Genomic DNA, 17809 nt, shown 5'->3' on the forward strand with positions numbered 1-17809 from the left:
GGCAGACTTGCCATGAGGCGCGCTGAATGCAAGACCCTAGGTATGCAAAGAATTTGGGTCATTGTCGGTTTTCTGTTCGCGGTCGGTCTGCTGTCGGCTGCAGTCTGGACCTATGGGTATCGGCAAGCGTTGTCGCAGCTGAGCGAAAAGGCTGAGGCGGATCTGGAGCTTGCTTCGGACCGGCTTAGCTCGCAATTGCAGGTTTATCAGGAGCTGGCCGTGTTGATGGCCGAGCATCCTGATCTGGCGGGTCTGGGTGATCGGACCAACATATCTCGCGCACAAGCCCTGCTGTTGGAGGTTGCTGACAAGACCGCCGCGGTTGATGTTCTGTTTGCCGACCGGGATGGTCGTGTCCTTGCTGCGGCTCAGGGTGTCTTGAATGGCAATGTCTCGGATCACCCCGCCTTCAAGCGGGCTTTGCAGGGGTCTTTGGGCAGTTCCCACGGAGTTTTACCTACGGCCACAGACCAGAACTACACTTGGGTTCCACCGGGGACGGCAAACCGGATTTATTCATACGCCGCGCCGGCCTTTGGTCCGGATGGGCAGGTTATCGGTGCCCTCATGGTAATCGCCGATGTCGAAGACGTCGAAAGAACTTGGCGCGGCAGTACCGAGGCGGTTTTCTTTGTGGATCATTCAGGCCTTGTATTCATTTCCAACCGGTCGGATCTTTTGTTCTGGCAACGAGAGCCGGGGCAGATCGGTGTGTCGCCGCCGGGGGTGGATCTGGTTTTCTCATCCGTGCGTGTCGGCACGCACGAGTTGTGGCGTTTGGGATGGGGCCCATACCTGCCACGCACTGCTTTGCATCTGGCACGCGAGTTGCCAGTCATCGGCATGACCGGGGAAGTTCTGATGGATGTTGCCCCGGCGCGCCGCCTGGCTGCTTTGCAAGCTGCCGCAGTCGCTGCGATCTGTTTGGCGTTCGGGGCATTTCTGTTTCTGGCAACCGAGCGCCGGAGGACGTTGGCGGAGGCCAATGCCGTGCTAGAAAGCCGAGTACAACAACGCACGCGGGCCCTGACCGCTGCCAACACTGCTTTGCGGCGCGAAGTGGCCGAACGGGAAGAGGCGGAAGCGGCGCTGAAACAGGCTCAGGCCGATCTAGTTCAGGCTGGCAAGCTGAGCGCCCTGGGCCAGATGTCGGCAGGGATCAGTCACGAGTTGAATCAGCCGCTCATGGCGATTCAGCAATTTGCCGAAAACGGTGCAGCGTTTCTGGAAAGGGGAAAGGACGACAAAGCCGGTGAGAACCTTGGGCGAATTTCGGACATGGCGGCGCGCATGGCGCGGATCATCAAAAACCTGCGGGCATTTGCACGCAATGAAAGCGAACCCATGGGCAAGGTCGATCTGGTGCAGGTCATCAATACGGCTGTCGAACTGACCGAGGCGCGCCTGCGGGCCGATGGCGTTTCCTTGGATTGGAGGCCGTCCGGTGAACCGGTTTTCGCCTGGGGCGGCGAGGTGCGTCTGGTGCAGGTTTTCGTCAACCTGATCAACAACGCCGCTGATGCAATGAGCAATCAGGATGAACGTCATATTCAAATCGTGATCGAGACCGCCGAACGGTTGGCAGTTACTGTGCGGGACATCGGACCGGGTATCGAAGATCCCGAGAAACTGTTTGAACCCTTCTATTCGACAAAGGCCGTGGGTTCATCCGAGGGGATGGGCCTGGGCTTGTCGATTTCTTACGGTCTTGTGCAAAGTTTTGGTGGCAATATCCGTGGCGTCAACGCAGACAAAGGTGCGATCTTCACGGTCGAACTTGAGTATTTCAAAGAGGGCAAGGCCGCATGATCCGTAAGGTTTTATTGGTCGATGACGATGCCGCCGTGCGAGAGGCGCTGGCCCAGACTTTGGAACTGGCCGATTACGAACCGGTGACGGCAGGGTCTTTTGTCGCGGCCAAGGACCATATCCGCAAGGACTTTGCCGGTGTTGTCGTTTCGGATATCCGAATGCCGGGGCGCGATGGATTTCATCTTTTGTCCTATGCCCGCGACACCGATCCCGAACTGCCGGTTGTCCTATTGACCGGTGAGGGCGACATCCCGATGGCGGTTCAGGCCATGGGGCAGGGCGCATTCGACTTTCTGGAAAAACCCTGCGCGGCTGGCGATCTGCTGGCGGTGCTCGAACGTGCCTTTGAAGCACGTTCGCAAGTGCTGGAGCACCGTGCTCTGAAGCATGAAATGGAGAGAGGAGATCCGGCAGCGCGCATGCTTTTTGGTCGTTCGCAACAGGCCGAAGCGCTACGGGAACGGGTTCGGGCGGTGGCTCCGACGCGGGCCGAAGTCCTGGTCACGGGACCTGCCGGCAGCGGCATTTCGAAAGTTGCCGAGGTGGTGCATCTGATGTCGCCTGGCGGGCAGGGTCCGTTTGTCAAACGTACCGCGTCCGGGCTGACACCTGACGATCTGATACAGGGGTGCGAGGATGCAACGGGTGGGTCCCTGTTCCTCGATGAGGTATCGGCATTGTCCGATGCCACCCAGTACGCTGCATTGGAAGTGATCGAGAAGGGAAGCGGTGCGCGTATTATTGCTGGCACGACAGCCGATCTTTCAGATCTTTCCGCTGGCGGAAAATTCAATGCCGATCTGTTTTACCGGCTGGATGTCATGCGTGTGCGGATACCGGCTCTGTCCGAGCGGCCTGAGGATATTCCCGTGATCTTCCGTCACTATGTTGCGCAGGCGGCAGAGCAGGCAGGAATCGTCGAGCCGGAAATCACATCAGACCATTTGGCCTCGCTCATGGCGCAGGACTGGCCGGGGAATGCGCGGTCATTGATGTCCGCGGCCATGCGATTTGTTTTGGGGATGCCCGAAGAGGTGGCGAAGGCGGCCGATCTGGGGCTGAACGAACAGATGGCACGCGTGGAGCGGTCACTGTTGATCGCTGCCTTGGGACGGCACAATGGCAAGGCCTCTGATGCGGCCAAGGCCCTGAAATTGCCGCGCAAAACATTCTATGACAAACTTTCGCGCTATCAGATACGTCCGGAGGACTATCGCAGATAGCGCGCTCCCGCCGGCATTGACTGCATTGCATGCAGCTCGTGCCGTTGGGCCGGGCAGCCCGCGAACGCGGGCTGCGGTCGGTGCCGGATGCGAGGCAGGTGTGATTCGATTAAGCGAATCATGACTGTGCGGTTTTCCGCACAACTGACGAAAGTGGTGTGCGGATTTTCGCACGCGCTAGGATCGGATTCGCGGTCGGTTCACAGTCTAAACCTGTAAGGTATTGATAACAATCTGTAAAAAACTGGCGATGCAATACTTAAACAAATCGTTGAGAGCCAATCCCTGATTCGCTTCACTTTGCACAATGATCGCTGACGAGGCGTTCAGCAGAGATTTCACAGAAGTCTGGGAGGAAAAGACATATGAAATTCCTGACAACAGCCGCCACTGCGCTTGCCCTGTCTGTCACCGCCACCGCTGGGTTCGCCGCCTGCGAAGAAGGTGAGATTGTGGTGAAGTTCGCACATGTGACCAACACCGATAAACATCCCAAGGGCATTGCTGCATCATTGCTTGAACAGCGCGTCAATGACGAGATGCAGGGCGTGATGTGCATGGAGGTCTATCCGAACTCCACGCTTTATAACGACGACAAGGTGCTCGAAGCGATGCTGCAGGGTGACGTGCAGCTGGCCGCACCTTCGCTTTCCAAATTCGAGAAATTCACCAAGCAGTTCCGCCTGTTCGACCTGCCGTTCATGTTCAAGAACATCGACGCAGTCGACGCCTTCCAGGCCTCGGCCGAAGGTCAGGCGATGAAGGACAGCATGCAGCGCCGTGGCCTGCAGGGGCTGGCCTTCTGGCACAACGGTATGAAGCAGATGTCGGCGAACAAGCCGCTGGTTGATCCGTCGGATGCCGATGGTCTGAAATTCCGCGTGCAGTCCTCGGACGTGCTGGTCGCGCAGATGGAAGCCATTGGCGGCAGCCCGCAGAAGATGGCCTTTTCGGAAGTTTACGGCGCGCTGCAACAAGGCGTTGTGGACGGACAGGAAAACACCTGGTCGAACATCTACGGCAAGAAGTTCTTTGAGGTGCAGGACGGCATCACCGAGACCAACCACGGTATCATCGACTATCTGGTTGTGACCTCGGTTGATTGGCTGGACAGCCTGGATCCGGAAGTGCGCGATCAATTCTTGACGATTCTCGCCGAAGTCACCGAGACGCGTAACAAGGAAGCCTTTGCCGTGAACGAAGCGGCCAAAGCCTCGATCACCGATGCCGGTGGCATCATCCGCGAGTTGAACCCCGAGCAGCGTCAGGCTTGGGTCGATGCCATGAAACCGGTCTGGGACAAGTTCGCCGGTGATGTGGGGCAGGACAAGATCGACGCCGCACAGGCCATTAACGCCGGATTCTGATCCGGGCACAGGCCGCGCGTCCGGGGACTGGGGAGTTTGGGACGCGCAGGCCAGGGCGGGCCACGATTTGGCCCGCCGGTTTTACTCTCATCAAATAACAATGCGGGGACAGAGAGATGTCTGGTGCGAAATCCGGCCAGGGCGGGCTGGTCGACCATATCGAAGAGACGATGATCGCGCTTCTGTTGGGGTTGATGACGGTTGTCACCTTCGCCAACGTGATCGCGCGGTTTGTGTTTAATTCCAACATCCTGTGGGCACTTGAACTGACGGTATTCACGTTTGGCTGGTTGGTTCTGTTGGGGGCATCCTATGCGGTCAAAAAACATGCTCATCTGGGGGTCGACGCGATCCTGAACATGCTGGCCCCGGCACCGCGCCGGATATTGGCGCTGATCTCGGTAGCCTGTTGTCTGGTGTTTTCGCTGCTGTTGCTGAAAGGGTCCTACGACTATTGGGCTGTCTTCGCCGACTTGCCGCCGACGTCGGGCCGTTGGTTCCCGACCGGGTTCGATGCCGGTGCACGCAGCCAAAGTTTCTATGAGGTCGACGATATCCCAATGGTCGCACCGCTGCGCTTTCTGGAAAACCTGATCAACTACGGCGAGGGCTACGAGAAATTGCCCAAAGTGGTGCCCTATCTGGTTCTGCCGGTGTCGATGCTGCTGCTGGTGATCCGTTTTGCTCAGGTCGGGGTGCAGATCTGGCGCGGTGAAACCGACCGGCTTGTCGCCAGCCACGAAGTCGAGGACGAGATCGAAGAGGTCCGGGCTCAGCAAGGAGAGCATGACTGATGGACGTAGTACTTCTTTTCTCGATGGTCATCGGCCTGCTTCTGATCGGAGTTCCGATTGCGGTTTCGCTGGGCCTAAGTTCGACCTTGTTCCTGCTGATCTATTCCGACAGTTCGCTGGCCTCGGTCGCGGGCACATTGTTCGAGGCGTTCGAGGGGCATTTTACTCTGTTGGCGATCCCGTTTTTCATTCTGGCGTCGTCCTTCATGACAACGGGCGGTGTCGCACGGCGGATCATCCGGTTCTCGATTGCTTGCGTTGGGCATTTGCCCGGCGGTCTGGCAATTGCGGGCGTGTTTGCCTGTATGCTGTTTGCAGCTCTGTCCGGATCGTCCCCGGCCACCGTGGTTGCCATCGGTTCCATCGTCATCGCCGGGATGCGTCAAGTCGGGTATTCCAAGGAATTCGCCGCCGGTGTGATCTGTAACGCCGGTACGCTCGGCATCCTGATCCCGCCGTCGATCGTGATGGTGGTCTACGCGGCGGCTGTCGAGGTATCCGTCGGGCGCATGTTCCTGGCAGGCGTCATTCCGGGCCTGTTGGCCGGTCTGATGCTGATGGTCACGATCTATGTGATGGCCAAGGTCAAGGACCTGCCCAAAGGCGACTGGAAGGGCTGGGCCGAAATATTCACATCGGCGCGCGAGGCCGGCTGGGGCCTTTTCCTGATCGTGATCATTCTGGGTGGCATTTATGGCGGTATCTTTACACCAACCGAAGCCGCCGCTGTGGCCGCTGTCTACGCGTTCCTCATTGCCAGCTTTGTCTACAAGGACATGGGGCCTCTCAGCACCGAAGAAGGCACGCCGAACCTGCCCCTGCTGAAAAAGCCATACGCGCTGGTGACGGCGTTCTTCCACCCGGATACCAAGCATACGCTGTTCGAGGCCGGCAAGCTGACAGTGACATTGTTGTTCGTCATCGCCAACGCGCTGATCCTGAAACACGTGCTGACGGACGAGCAGGTGCCTCAACACATCGCCAGCGCCATGCTGTCCGCAGGTCTTGGTCCGGTGACCTTCCTGATCGTGGTCAACGTGATCCTTCTGATCGGTGGACAGTTCATGGAGCCCTCGGGCTTGCTGGTCATTGTTGCACCGCTGGTGTTCCCGATTGCGATCGAACTGGGTATCGACCCGATCCATTTGGGGATCATCATGGTGGTGAACATGGAGATCGGTATGATCACGCCGCCGGTCGGGCTGAACCTGTTCGTGACCTCAGGTGTAGCCGGGATGCCGATGATGAGCGTGGTGAAGGCGGCATTGCCGTTTCTTGCAGTCCTGTTTGTCTTCCTGATCATGGTAACTTACATCCCATGGATTTCGACCTTCCTGCCCAATACTTTCATGGGGCCGGAGATCGTGACCAACTAGGCATTGTCAAAGTGTCGAAAGCCGGGCGGTGTTGTCCGCCCGGTTTTTTCTGCCTACCCCTCTTGAAACGGGATGCCGAGTTCCCAGATGAGGTGTGAGGACGACCTCTCCGTACTGGATCATCATTCGGGACGACCCGAACAGGATACGAGGTCACCTCATGGCATGGATCATGCTACTTGTTGCCGGAATACTTGAAGTTGTCTGGGCGGGTGCGATGAAGCAATCCGTCGGCTTCACGCGTTTTTGGCCCACTGCGATCATGGGAATATCGATGATCGGCTCGTTCGGATTGCTTGCCTTGGCGATGAAGGATCTGCCGCTGAGCACTGCCTACACAATCTGGGTTGGAATCGGTGCAGTCGGCGCCTTCGTGGTCGGCGTTACGATGATGGGCGAGGCACTGACTGCCACCCGCATATTGGCGGCGCTTCTGATAACGGCCGGGATCGTCACCATGAAATTGGCCTAAAGCGCCGCGCCGCACGCCAGCCTGACGTTGACGCCTTATCGGGCAATCGTCAGGCTGGCGGCAGAAAACTATCCAACAAAGGGCATCCCGAAATGTTGAGTGACACAGACGCGCGCCTGTTGCGCATTGCCTATGATGAGGCCAAGGCAGGCTTTGACGAGGGTGGTTGCCCTATCGGATCGGTGTTGGCCCGGAATGGCGAAGTGGTTGCGCAAGGCCGAAATCAACGCGTGCAGCAAGGCGATCCGATTGCGCATGGTGAAATGGATGCATTGCGCAGGGCAGGGCGGCAAAAGACATATCGGGATACGGTGCTTTATACTTCTCTGTCACCCTGCATGATGTGCGCGGGAACGATCGTTCAGTTCGGCATCCCACGCGTTGTCATCGGCGACACTCGGAATTTTGGCGGTAACGAAGAGTTTCTGCGCCAGCGCGGGGTTGAGGTCATACTGGCGGAAGACCCCGACTGCATTGCGCTGATGCAGCGGTTCATTGCGGAAAAGCCCGAATTGTGGGCCGAAGATATCGCGGAATGAAGGCGACTGTCATGCGCCTTCCAGCGCGTTGACGATGCCCGAGAAGTCCTTCGCCTTCAGACTTGCCCCACCTACCAGCGCGCCATCCACATTCGAAACGCCAAAGATTTCGGCTGCATTATCCGGCTTGACCGAGCCGCCATACAGAAGGCGAACCGAACGGCCCACGCCTTCACCAAAGCGGCGTTCCAGGCGCGTGCGGATGAAGTCGTGAACCTCGCCGATTTGTTCCAGTGTCGGAACCTTACCGGTTCCGATGGCCCAGATCGGCTCGTAGGCAACGACAAGGTTTTCTCCTGTCGATTGATCCGGGATCGAACCTGACAACTGCCCACCGATGATATCGAGCGTATTTGCCGCTTCGCGTTGTTCCAGACTTTCGCCAACGCAGATAATGGCTGTAAGACCAGCGTCCATCGCTGCACGGGCCTTGGCACGAACGTCCTCGTTCGTTTCGGCGTGATCTTCGCGCCGTTCCGAGTGGCCGAGAACAACCGCAGTCGCGCCCGCATCCATCAGCATTTCGGCGCTCAGATCACCGGTATGGGCCCCCGACACCGCCGAATGGCAGTTCTGCCCACCTACTGTGACGCCTGAACCGTTTGCCGCCTGAGCCGCGCGATGCAACAGTGTTGCCGGTGGGCAAATCAATACGTCGATTGATGGATCGGGATACATGTCGGCAAGGGCCGTGATTTCCGTTAGTGAGGCCCCGGTTCCGTTCATTTTCCAGTTTCCAGCCGCCATTTTGCGCCGCATCTGGTATCCCTCTCTGCCTGAAGTGTTTTCAACCCGATACCATCGTCAGTCACGCCTGACAATTCCGGTTGCCCGGGCGCAATGCCTCACCGGTTTCAGAAGGCAGATAAAGGATCGGAAATGGGGGTTATCGCTGCACCGACAGCGTCTCGTCAAACTTGATGGACTCACCGCATCCGCAGGCGTCGACCACGTTGGGGTTGCGGAATTTAAAGCCTGACTCAAGCAGGGACACTTCGTAGTCGATTTCGGTGCCGAACAGAAACATCTGCGCCATGGGTGCGATCATTACGCGCGCGCCATCCTGTTCAACGACCTCGTCGTTGGGATCAGCCTCGTCGACATAGTCCATGGTGTATTCCATACCGGCGCAACCGCCTTTCTTGACGCCGATGCGCAGGCCGGCATGGCCGCCCGAAGTCATCAGGCGCACAATCTGCTCTGCAGCCTTGGGCGTCATGGTTACGGCTTGTTTGCCGGGGATACCAAACATGGTGTGCTCCGTTCTCGCGTCTTGCCTCTAATTTAAGCCCGAGAGGCGTCAGGCTCAAGGGATTGCGGGTATTGCTTTTTCGATTGGCTCCAAGCCTCGCTTATTTGGGCGGCGGGTTCCGGGTTGCCACAAGACCATTGGTGCCCTTAGCGTGTCAGGCATGGCAGTCAGCCAAGGTAATGTATTTCAAGAAAGGCGGTATTACATGGCTATCCAATCACTCAGAAAGCCCTCGCGGCGCATGGTGTCAGGTCTGACCTGCATTTTTCTGGGCGCGTTCGCACATACCGCATTGGCCGAAACCGAGCGGCATCCGGTCAATTGTTCCACCGCCGAAGGCGATCTTCGCGCAATTGCTGCCGAAAAGAAACATGCCCAGACGCAGCAGGCAGAAAGTGTATTTGCCGTTACGCCCGCCGGAGCGCTGCTGGGCCTTGTGACGGGGACGGAAAACAAGCGCCTTGAGATGCTGTCAGGGGATTACATCAAGCAGCTGGATGACCGAGCGGCCGAGATCAAGTCAACCTGCGGTGTGAAATAACCGTTGAAAGGAAAAGGACCGCTCTCGGGCAAGAGCGGTCCAAGATTTGGGCCAGAGTTTGGGGACGGGAAACAGGAATTCGGCCCAGTTGCCCGACGCATAAGCTGTGGTGCGAAATGTGCTTGGCGTCTACGCGCCGAATGTTTCCCGCATCTTTGTGACGATTGCCCAACGAAACGGTAACAGGCAAATTACCGTTTCATGACAAAAGCTTGTTTTCTGTGGATAAACCCAGATTACATGAAGCCGAGTTCCAAGCGGGCCTCATCCGACATCATTTCCATGCCCCAAGGGGGCTCCCATGTCAGTTCGACGTCCACTTCTTTGACACCTGCGACCGGTTCGATCGCTTCGACGATCCAACCCGGCATGTCTCCGGCCACGGGGCAACCGGGGGCGGTCAGCGTCATGATGACTTTGACGGCGTTCTCATTGTTGATGTCAATCGTGTAAATCAGGCCAAGATCATAGATATTGACAGGGATTTCAGGGTCAAAAACCGTCCTGCAGGCTTCCACTACGGGTTCGTAGAGGGGATGCTCGATGGTTGAAGGCGCAATCAGCGGGCTGCCTTCAAACTGTTCGCTGGGGTGGGTCATTGATGCCTCGGGTCTGTTACCTGACGAATTATATAGGGAAAGTACGTGGCAGCGTCCAGAGGTGCAGTGGCGCCCGTATTGGGCGCCGACGCAGATTACTCATTTATGTCGTGATTAAAGGTCTTTACTTGTCCTTGGGGCAGGGCAAACATCCGGCGCAGTATCAACCACGCAACCAAAGACAGAACCGCGAAGATCAGCAACAGGACCGGAAGGCTGGGCGTGAGGCCAGGGATCAGAAGAAGGATCCCCGTGATCGCGGCCCCAATCGCAAAGCCCAAAAAGATGAAACCGGGCAGCGCGACCTCGACAATGGCAAGTACCAGAGCGCCGGCCAGCCAGATCCACCAGGTCAACCAGAAGGGATCAGCCATCACTTGCCTCCTTTCAGCATGTTGAAGGCGTTGCCAAAGGCCTCAAGCGCGTTGGCGGGGACAACAATAGTCTGCGAGCCAGTCCCGTTGCCAAGCGCATTCAGCGCTTCGACCTGTTTCAACGCGACCTGATATTGCGCCGCCTCGATACCGTTGTCCTGAATGGCCTTGGCGACGACACCTGTAGCATAGGCTTCGGCCTCGGCCTGAATGCGGCGTGCCTTCGCGGTCTGCTCGGCCGCGTAAAGTTCGGCATCAGCCTGCAGTTCGACTGCGCGTTTCTGACCCTCGGCCTCGGTGACCTGGGCCCGGCGGGCGCGCTCTGCGTTCAGCTGTTGCAGCATGGCGTCGCGGGTGGCCTGGTCCAGGTTCACGTCAAGAATCTCGGCACGGGTCACTTCGATCCCCCAATCGTCCACAGCGGTTTCGACGCTTTCCTGAATGCGCGTGATCAGCTGGGCGCGGTTGGACTGAACCTCATCCAGGTCCATCTTGCCGATCTCTGCCCGCACGATACCAGCTACCGTTGTAGCGATCGCACCGTCGACGTCACGGATACGATACACCGTCTTTTCCGGTTCCAGAATACGGTAAAACACCGAGGTGTCGATCTGTACCAGCACGTTGTCCTTGGTGATCGCGTCCTGCGTTGCATTCGGCAATTGGCGTTCAAGTATGGATATCTTGTGGCGCGCAACATCCAGAAATGGAACGATAAAGTTGATTCCCGGACCAAGCACCGAGTGCAGGCGCCCGAACCGCTCGACCACGTATTTTTCGGACTGTGGAACAATCTTGATGCCCTTCAGGATGACGAGCACGATAAAGGCCGCAGCCAACAGGTAAATAATGTTCGACGTGAGCAGTCCGATAATCTGGTCTTCGGTCATGTCTGTCCTCATTTATTGTGTACATTGGTATACATTTGGGGATTGAGTCGCCCGTTTTCAACTCTGGTATGGATTGAGCGGGCCCTGTTACAAAACGGTGAAAGTGATAATTAAAGCCAGAAATTCTATCCTGTGGCTGCTTTGCATCCCGAGATGATTGCGCTATCGGGGGCGGATGAAGCTGATAATTGACACTGACCCCGGCATCGACGACGCGATGGCGATTGCCTATGCCGCAGCCGCGCCCGAAATCGACCTGATTGGTCTGACGACCGTATTTGGCAATACTCACGTTCACCAGTCCAGCCGTAATGCGCGGTTTTTGCTGGATAAATTGGGGATTTCCATTCCAGTTGCACAAGGCGCGGCGTTCCCATTGGGTGCCGACCGCCACGCGCCTTCCGAGCATGTACATGGGCCCGAAGGCTTTGGCGATCTGACCGAGATTCCTCAAATCGGCGAGAACCACCCCCTGTCCGCCGCCGAGTTTCTGGTTGAAATGGCAAGAATGCACCGCGGGGAGCTGGTCGTTTGCGCAGTCGGGCCATTGACCAACATTGCGGATGCAATGCGTCTGGACGCTGAATTCGCTCAGAATCTGAAGAATCTGGTGATTATGGGTGGGGCCGTGTTCTGCCCTGGAAATATCACCGAACACGCTGAGGCGAATATCTATCACGATGCCGAGGCGGCTGATGAGGTCCTTGCAGCCCAGGCTCGGACCGTTCTGGTTGGCTTGGATGTTACATTAAAAACCCTCTATGAGCCGGCAGATTTTGAAGTCTTGGCGGAACGCTCGGCAGATATGGGTGGGTTCCTGCGAGACATTTCCCGATTCTACCTGAAGTTCTACAAGGATGTCGGCGGCCTCGAAGGGTGCGGGCTGCACGATTCAACGGCTGTGATTGCCTGCACTCACGCGACAATGTTCGAGATGGTGGAAACCGGATTGCGTGTGACGACAGATGGCCCCGCGCTTGGGGCGACCCGAACTGATCCGTCACGCCCACCGGTTTTGGTGTGTCGCGATGTCGATGGGGCAGGGGTTGTGAGCCTGTTTACCGAGCGGGTTTCCTCGCTGCCCTGACGGGTTGCAATGCCGAGGCAGATCGGGCAAATCCTGCCCGGTTCCGCGACCCCTGAGGCATCAAGATGACCGACCGTTTCTCCTTTGATCTGAAAGCCACCGACGGCAAGGCCCGCACTGGCGTTATTCACACGCCGCGCGGCGAGGTACGCACTCCTGCCTTCATGCCAGTCGGCACGGCGGCGACGGTCAAAGCCATGATGCCCGAAAGCGTGCGCGCGACCGGGGCGGACATCCTGTTGGGCAATACCTATCACCTGATGTTGCGCCCCACGGCAGAGCGGATCGATCGCCTCGGCGGGCTTCACAAGTTTATGAATTGGGAGCGCCCTATTCTGACCGACTCCGGCGGTTTTCAGGTCATGTCACTGGCGGGTCTGCGCAAACTGACGGAAAAAGGCGTAACGTTCAAATCTCACATCGACGGGTCCAAGCACGAGCTGACGCCGGAGCGGTCGATGGAGATCCAGCGCTTGTTAGGGTCGGACATTGTGATGTGCTTTGACGAATGCCCGGCGTTGCCGGCAGACCGTGACCGAATTGCCGAGTCGATGCGCCTGTCGATGCGTTGGGCCGACCGGTCCCGCGAAGCGTTCGGCGACCGGCCCGGCCACGCGCTGTTTGGCATCATGCAAGGCGGTCTGGAACAGGACCTGCGCGAGGAAAGCGCCGAAGCCCTGAAGAACATCGGCTTTGAAGGCTACGCTGTTGGCGGTCTTGCGGTGGGAGAAGGGCAGGAGGCGATGTTCTCCTGCCTCGACTATGCCCCGGACTTTTTGCCGGAGGACAAACCGCGCTATCTTATGGGGGTAGGCAAACCGGATGATATTGTTGGCGCTGTTGCACGCGGGATCGACATGATGGATTGCGTTTTGCCGTCGCGTTCGGGGCGCACAGGGCAGGTTTTCACTCGGTTTGGTGTGGTCAACATCAAGAACGCCCGCCACGCCGACGACCCGCGCCCACTGGATGAGGCGTGTAGCTGCCCGGCCTGCTCGCACTACTCCCGCGCCTATCTGCATCATGTGTTTCGTGCAAACGAAATGATCTCGGGCATGCTGCTGACCTGGCACAACCTGCACTATTTCCAGGAAATCATGCAGGGCATGCGCGATGCGATCGCCGCAGGTACTTTCGAGGCGTGGCAAGCCGGCTTTCATGCGCGGCGTGCGCAGGGAGACATTGAGCCTCTTTGACAAGCGGTAATACGAATTTCCGCAGATATGTACCTTAGCGCCTTGCAGTCGGCTGAACCTCGGGTCATTCTTGAAAGTGTAATCGGCGGCAAGGTTGAAAATCGGCAAAAACGCCCCACCTGTACCGTCCAAGACAGGAGATGGCCAAAGGTTGCCTGAATCAGGGACCAGCGCCATCTTGCCAACAATAAGGATAGAGCATGCAAGAGCCTCTGAATTCCTCATACCCCGTCCTGCCGCTGCGCGATATCGTGGTTTTTCCGCATATGATCGTGCCGCTGTTCGTGGGCCGTGACAAATCGGTCCGCGCGCTGGAAGAGGTGATGCAGGATGACAAGCAAATTCTGTTGTCCAGTCAGATCGACCCCAGCGTCGACGACCCGGAAATCGACGGTATCTATCGAACCGGCGTTCTGGCCAATGTGCTGCAGTTGCTGAAATTGCCCGATGGCACCGTCAAGGTGCTGGTCGAAGGGCAGGCACGGGTCAAGATCACGGAATTTCTTGAAAACGAAGAGTTTTTCGAAGCTCGGGCAGAATACCTGACCGAGATCCCCGGCGATGTCACAACGACCGAGGCGTTGCTGCGTACTGTCGCGGATGAATTCGAGCGTTACGCGAAAGTGCGCAAGAACATCCCGGAAGAGGCTCTGACCGCCGTTGGTGAGACTGCCGAGCCTGCCAAGCTTGCGGACCTTGTGTCTGGTCATCTGGGCATTGAGGTCGAGCAAAAGCAGGAACTGCTGGAAACCCTCAGTGTCAGCGAGCGGCTTGAAAAGGTCTATGGCCTGATGCAGGGCGAAATGTCGGTTCTGCAGGTCGAGAAAAAGATCAAGACACGCGTCAAATCCCAGATGGAGAAGACGCAGCGCGAATACTATCTGAATGAGCAGATGAAGGCCATTCAGAAGGAACTTGGCGACGGCGAGGACGGCAGCAACGAAGTGGCCGAACTGGAAGCCAAGATCGCCGAGACCAAGCTGTCGAAAGAGGCGCGCGAAAAGGCGGAAGGCGAGCTGAAGAAGCTCAAGAACATGTCGCCGATGTCGGCCGAAGCCACCGTGGTGCGCAACTATCTGGACTGGATCCTGTCGCTTCCGTGGGGCACGAAATCCCGCGTTAAGAAGGACCTGGGCCGTGCGCAGGAAATATTGGACGACGATCACTATGGACTTGAAAAGGTCAAGGAACGGATCGTCGAATATCTGGCGGTTCAGCAGCGTTCGAAAAAGCTGAAAGGCCCGATCCTGTGCCTTGTGGGCCCTCCGGGTGTGGGTAAAACCTCGCTGGGTAAGTCGGTTGCCAAAGCCACGGGGCGCGAGTTCATCCGCATCTCGCTGGGTGGCGTTCGTGACGAATCCGAGATTCGCGGCCACCGCCGGACCTATATCGGTTCGATGCCCGGTAAGATCATCCAGGCGTTGAAGAAGGCGAAAACCACGAACCCGCTCATCTTGCTCGACGAGATCGACAAGATGGGGCAGGACTTCCGTGGTGACCCGGCCTCGGCAATGCTCGAGGTGTTGGACCCGGAACAGAACAACACGTTCATGGATCACTATCTAGAAGTCGAATACGACCTGTCGAACGTGATGTTCCTGACCACGTCCAACAGCTATAACATGCCTGGGCCTCTGCTCGACCGGATGGAGATCATCCCTCTGGCCGGTTACACCGAAGATGAAAAGCGCGAGATAGCCAAGCAGCATCTTATCGGCAAACAGATCAAGAACCACGGGCTGAAAACCAAGGAGTTTGAGCTGACGGATGAGGCGCTGCAAAAGATCATCCGCACTTATACCCGCGAAGCAGGTGTGCGGAACCTCGAGCGTGAAATCGCCAAGGTTGCCCGGAAATCGCTGACCAAGATCATCAAGAAAGAGGCGGAAACCGTGACGGTGACGCCTGAAAACCTTGATGAGTTCCTGGGCGTGCCGAAATTCCGTTACGGATTGGCTGAACAGGATGATCAGGTCGGTGTTGTCACCGGTCTGGCCTGGACCTCGGTTGGGGGCGACTTGCTGCATATTGAGGCGCTGAAACTGCCCGGAAAGGGGCGGATGAAGACCACCGGCAAGCTGGGTGACGTGATGAAGGAATCCATCGATGCGGCTTCGTCTTACGTGCGGTCTATCTCACCGCAGATTGGTGTGAAGCCTCCGCAGTTCGACAAGCTGGATATCCACGTGCATGTCCCCGATGGCGCCACGCCGAAGGACGGTCCGTCGGCGGGTCTGGCCATGGTCACATCGATTGTGTCTGTGCTGACGGGTATTCCGGTTCGCAAGGATATCGCGATGACCGGCGAAGTCTCTCTGCGTGGCAACGCGATGCCGATTGGTGGCCTTAAGGAGAAACTTTTGGCCGCGCTGCGCGGCGGGATCAAAACAGTTCTGATCCCCGAAGAGAACGAAAAGGATCTGGCGGATATTCCTGACAACGTGAAAGACGGTTTGGACATCATTCCAGTCAAGCACGTTTCGGAAGTTCTTGAACAAGCCCTGATCCACAAGCCCGAACCGGTTGAATGGGATGAAGCTGCGGAAGAGGCTGCGGCAGCTGCCGCAAAGTCCAGCGACGGCGCAGGCCAGTCCGCGACAGCGCACTAAGGCATCTTATTGCGAATAGAAAGGCGAGGGTTTTACCTCGCCTTTTTTACAGTCCGATAATGGGTTTCGCCGGATCCAATACCTCTTCCTCTTCGATGTATTTTTGGAACTTTTTGTCGGCAAGTGCGGACCGAATGGCTAGTGCAAAAATCACCGCGGAAAAGAGGATGCAAAGTACGATATCCCATCCGAACGGAATCTGTTTTAACGCGCCTTCGCCAAACTGACCGAGATACGAGATCAGGCCAATTCCGCCGAAATACGGCATCAGCCACAGTGCTTCGGTCACGTCCATATCGTCAAGGCGGCCGTGAAACCGGATCAGCAGCAACGCCATCCCGACAAGTAACGCGATACCAAGCCGCCACACCGTGTCCCAGCCGCTCCAATACACGACGAGTGTTGCGATGGCGAACGCGGACACTCCGACCAATTTGACGGCAGGCACGCGGATTGAACGTGGGCGGTCGGGTAAAAGGTCGCGCAAGCAGACCACCGCAATTGGTCCAACCGCAAAGGAAAGGACGATTGCAGCGCCATTGAGGGCAATGACAGTGGTGAATGGAACGGTAAGCAGGAACAGGATTCCAATCAGAAAATTCAACGCCAATGCCCAGAGCGGTACGCCGAATGACGACAGCATCTGAAGACGACGCGGCAGAAATCCGTTCTGAGACAGCGCCAGTGCGATACGGGCATTTGAGCCGGTAGCAACCAATCCATTGCCGAAGGGGCCAATGACAGAACCCACATTTAGCAAACTGAGAAACCACAGGATTCCGACTGACATGATGATGCCGTCGAGTGGACCTTGCCCGCCAAAACTCAAATTGGCCCACCCGTTGCTGATCAATTTTGGATCAAGGGCGCCGATGAAGGCAACCTGAAGGCCCAGGTAAATGGCGGCGCACAGGATTATGGAAAGGACCAAGGCCGCAGGGATTGCGAACTTTGGATTCCGAACCTCGCCGGCCATGTCGACCACGTGGCGAAAGCCTATGAAGGAAAAGATGACCCCTCCGGTGGAAACGGCGGCCATGATGCCTTGCAGCCCGTAAGGCGCAAACCCGTCTGGTTGAACAAAGTTCTGCGCGTCAAAACGGCTTGCGATCAGTAGAACGGACAGGATGACAGGTATGGCGATTTTGGCCCAGGTCAGGACCGAATTTACCTGAGCAAAGAACTTTACGCCCAAGGCATTAACGGCGACGAAGACCAACATAAAAAACAACGCGACGGCAGTACCGGCCCCGGTCAGATCGCCAGTGTTAGCCGCATGCAGCCAGGGCGCGTAGGGTGCGAGGTATTTCAGCATGGCCTCGACCTCGATCGGGGCCGTTGTGTTGTATCCGATCCAAGCGGTCCAACCCATTGCCATGGCAACGATGTTCCCATGAGAAAACTGAGGTACGCGGGCAATCCCGCCCGGAATCGGCAACATGGCAGAGATTTCGGCGAAAGTGATCGCCAGAATGAACATTGCGACTGCGCCGATGATCCAGGAAACTGTCGCCGCAGGACCGGCATGCTGTACTGCCAACAGTGGCCCGAACAACCAGCCCGATCCAATTATGCCGCCGACGGAAATGAACGTAAGGCCGACCAGGCCAATATCCCGTTTCAATTTGGCCATGCGCAACCCCGTCCACCAGCGCCGGTTGATCACACGGCTGATGCC

At 57.3% G+C, this 17809-nt stretch carries 17 protein-coding genes; 11 read left to right on the forward strand and 6 right to left on the reverse strand.

The genetic code is table 11. The annotated features are described in order from the left end of the window. The first annotated feature begins 42 nt into the window (after positions 1–42). The 7 genes from AC2TEL_RS02290 (at position 43) to AC2TEL_RS02320 (ending at position 7583) form a co-directional block, all read left to right on the forward strand. Positions 43–1809: a sensor histidine kinase gene (locus AC2TEL_RS02290; protein ID WP_480901628.1), complete on the forward strand. Its 1767-nt coding sequence runs from the start codon at positions 43–45 to the stop codon at positions 1807–1809. After that, positions 1806–3035, forward strand: coding sequence for a sigma-54-dependent transcriptional regulator (locus AC2TEL_RS02295; RefSeq protein WP_480839452.1), 1230 nt, complete (start codon positions 1806–1808; stop codon positions 3033–3035). Before AC2TEL_RS02290 ends, AC2TEL_RS02295 begins: the two co-directional genes overlap by 4 nt. Before the next feature lie 365 nt (positions 3036–3400). Next, the gene (locus AC2TEL_RS02300; protein ID WP_480839454.1) at positions 3401–4402 is read left to right on the forward strand and encodes a DctP family TRAP transporter solute-binding subunit; all 1002 of its coding nucleotides are present in this window, start codon (positions 3401–3403) and stop codon (positions 4400–4402) included. A 116-nt stretch (positions 4403–4518) separates the two neighbouring features. After that, positions 4519–5196, forward strand: a complete 678-nt coding sequence (locus AC2TEL_RS02305) for a TRAP transporter small permease (protein WP_480901630.1) — start codon at positions 4519–4521, stop codon at positions 5194–5196. Beyond that, positions 5196–6572 (forward strand): TRAP transporter large permease, encoded by a 1377-nt coding sequence (locus AC2TEL_RS02310; protein WP_480839458.1) that lies wholly within the window; start codon positions 5196–5198, stop codon positions 6570–6572. Before AC2TEL_RS02305 ends, AC2TEL_RS02310 begins: the two co-directional genes overlap by 1 nt. A 160-nt stretch (positions 6573–6732) precedes the next feature. After that, entirely contained in the window at positions 6733–7044 is a 312-nt protein-coding gene (locus tag AC2TEL_RS02315) for a DMT family transporter (protein WP_480839460.1), read from the forward strand. Between the two features lie 92 nt (positions 7045–7136). After that, positions 7137–7583, forward strand: coding sequence for a nucleoside deaminase (locus AC2TEL_RS02320; protein ID WP_480901631.1), 447 nt, complete (start codon positions 7137–7139; stop codon positions 7581–7583). Positions 7584–7592: 9 nt separating this feature from the next. Here the strand turns inward: AC2TEL_RS02320 and tpiA are convergent, their stop codons facing one another. After that, positions 7593–8342, reverse strand: a complete 750-nt coding sequence (tpiA, locus tag AC2TEL_RS02325) for a triose-phosphate isomerase (protein ID WP_480901632.1) — start codon at positions 8340–8342, stop codon at positions 7593–7595. Between the two features lie 127 nt (positions 8343–8469). After that, complete coding sequence (locus tag AC2TEL_RS02330; protein WP_480839466.1) at positions 8470–8835, reverse strand: HesB/IscA family protein; 366 nt, start codon at positions 8833–8835, stop codon at positions 8470–8472. Between the two features lie 205 nt (positions 8836–9040). Here AC2TEL_RS02330 and AC2TEL_RS02335 point away from each other — a divergent pair, with 205 nt between their 5' ends. After that, complete coding sequence (locus AC2TEL_RS02335) at positions 9041–9376, forward strand: hypothetical protein (protein WP_480861853.1); 336 nt, start codon at positions 9041–9043, stop codon at positions 9374–9376. Positions 9377–9612: 236 nt separating this feature from the next. Here the strand turns inward: AC2TEL_RS02335 and AC2TEL_RS02340 are convergent, their stop codons facing one another. From AC2TEL_RS02340 to AC2TEL_RS02350, 3 genes are all read right to left on the reverse strand, one after another. Then, positions 9613–9975, reverse strand: a complete 363-nt coding sequence (locus AC2TEL_RS02340; RefSeq protein WP_480839470.1) for an SUF system Fe-S cluster assembly protein — start codon at positions 9973–9975, stop codon at positions 9613–9615. Positions 9976–10070: 95 nt separating this feature from the next. After that, positions 10071–10349: an NfeD family protein gene (locus tag AC2TEL_RS02345; protein WP_480839473.1), complete on the reverse strand. Its 279-nt coding sequence runs from the start codon at positions 10347–10349 to the stop codon at positions 10071–10073. Continuing rightward, entirely contained in the window at positions 10349–11239 is an 891-nt protein-coding gene (locus AC2TEL_RS02350; RefSeq protein ID WP_480839475.1) for an SPFH domain-containing protein, read from the reverse strand. Before AC2TEL_RS02350 ends, AC2TEL_RS02345 begins: the two co-directional genes overlap by 1 nt. Positions 11240–11414: 175 nt before the next feature. Here AC2TEL_RS02350 and AC2TEL_RS02355 point away from each other — a divergent pair, with 175 nt between their 5' ends. The 3 genes from AC2TEL_RS02355 (at position 11415) to lon (ending at position 16131) form a co-directional block, all read left to right on the forward strand. Beyond that, complete coding sequence (locus tag AC2TEL_RS02355) at positions 11415–12326, forward strand: nucleoside hydrolase (RefSeq protein WP_480901634.1); 912 nt, start codon at positions 11415–11417, stop codon at positions 12324–12326. 65 nt (positions 12327–12391) lie between these two features. Continuing rightward, complete coding sequence (gene tgt, locus AC2TEL_RS02360; protein WP_480839479.1) at positions 12392–13522, forward strand: tRNA guanosine(34) transglycosylase Tgt; 1131 nt, start codon at positions 12392–12394, stop codon at positions 13520–13522. Between the two features lie 200 nt (positions 13523–13722). Beyond that, complete coding sequence (gene lon, locus AC2TEL_RS02365) at positions 13723–16131, forward strand: endopeptidase La (protein WP_480839481.1); 2409 nt, start codon at positions 13723–13725, stop codon at positions 16129–16131. 46 nt (positions 16132–16177) lie between these two features. Here lon and AC2TEL_RS02370 read toward each other — a convergent pair whose 3' ends face one another. Next, entirely contained in the window at positions 16178–17764 is a 1587-nt protein-coding gene (locus AC2TEL_RS02370; protein ID WP_480901635.1) for an APC family permease, read from the reverse strand. Positions 17765–17809 lie beyond the last annotated feature (45 nt).

The organism is Ruegeria sp. HKCCD9138, from assembly GCF_057220975.1.

Bases quoted from the DNA above. Each gene is read 5' to 3' on its own strand.
- AC2TEL_RS02320 (WP_480901631.1), top strand. From the start codon at position 7,137: ATGTTGAGTGACACAGACGCGCGCCTGTTGCGCATTGCCTATGATGAG.
- AC2TEL_RS02315 (WP_480839460.1), top strand. From the start codon at position 6,733: ATGGCATGGATCATGCTACTTGTTGCCGGAATACTTGAAGTTGTCTGG.
- AC2TEL_RS02310 (WP_480839458.1), top strand. From the start codon at position 5,196: ATGGACGTAGTACTTCTTTTCTCGATGGTCATCGGCCTGCTTCTGATC.
- AC2TEL_RS02335 (WP_480861853.1), top strand. From the start codon at position 9,041: ATGGCTATCCAATCACTCAGAAAGCCCTCGCGGCGCATGGTGTCAGGT.
- lon (WP_480839481.1), top strand. From the start codon at position 13,723: ATGCAAGAGCCTCTGAATTCCTCATACCCCGTCCTGCCGCTGCGCGAT.
- AC2TEL_RS02290 (WP_480901628.1), top strand. From the start codon at position 43: ATGCAAAGAATTTGGGTCATTGTCGGTTTTCTGTTCGCGGTCGGTCTG.
- tgt (WP_480839479.1), top strand. From the start codon at position 12,392: ATGACCGACCGTTTCTCCTTTGATCTGAAAGCCACCGACGGCAAGGCC.
- tpiA (WP_480901632.1), bottom strand. From the start codon at position 8,342: ATGCGGCGCAAAATGGCGGCTGGAAACTGGAAAATGAACGGAACCGGG.
- AC2TEL_RS02330 (WP_480839466.1), bottom strand. From the start codon at position 8,835: ATGTTTGGTATCCCCGGCAAACAAGCCGTAACCATGACGCCCAAGGCT.
- AC2TEL_RS02345 (WP_480839473.1), bottom strand. From the start codon at position 10,349: ATGGCTGATCCCTTCTGGTTGACCTGGTGGATCTGGCTGGCCGGCGCT.
- AC2TEL_RS02295 (WP_480839452.1), top strand. From the start codon at position 1,806: ATGATCCGTAAGGTTTTATTGGTCGATGACGATGCCGCCGTGCGAGAG.
- AC2TEL_RS02305 (WP_480901630.1), top strand. From the start codon at position 4,519: ATGTCTGGTGCGAAATCCGGCCAGGGCGGGCTGGTCGACCATATCGAA.
- AC2TEL_RS02370 (WP_480901635.1), bottom strand. From the start codon at position 17,764: ATGGCCAAATTGAAACGGGATATTGGCCTGGTCGGCCTTACGTTCATT.
- AC2TEL_RS02300 (WP_480839454.1), top strand. From the start codon at position 3,401: ATGAAATTCCTGACAACAGCCGCCACTGCGCTTGCCCTGTCTGTCACC.
- AC2TEL_RS02340 (WP_480839470.1), bottom strand. From the start codon at position 9,975: ATGACCCACCCCAGCGAACAGTTTGAAGGCAGCCCGCTGATTGCGCCT.
- AC2TEL_RS02355 (WP_480901634.1), top strand. From the start codon at position 11,415: ATGAAGCTGATAATTGACACTGACCCCGGCATCGACGACGCGATGGCG.
- AC2TEL_RS02350 (WP_480839475.1), bottom strand. From the start codon at position 11,239: ATGACCGAAGACCAGATTATCGGACTGCTCACGTCGAACATTATTTAC.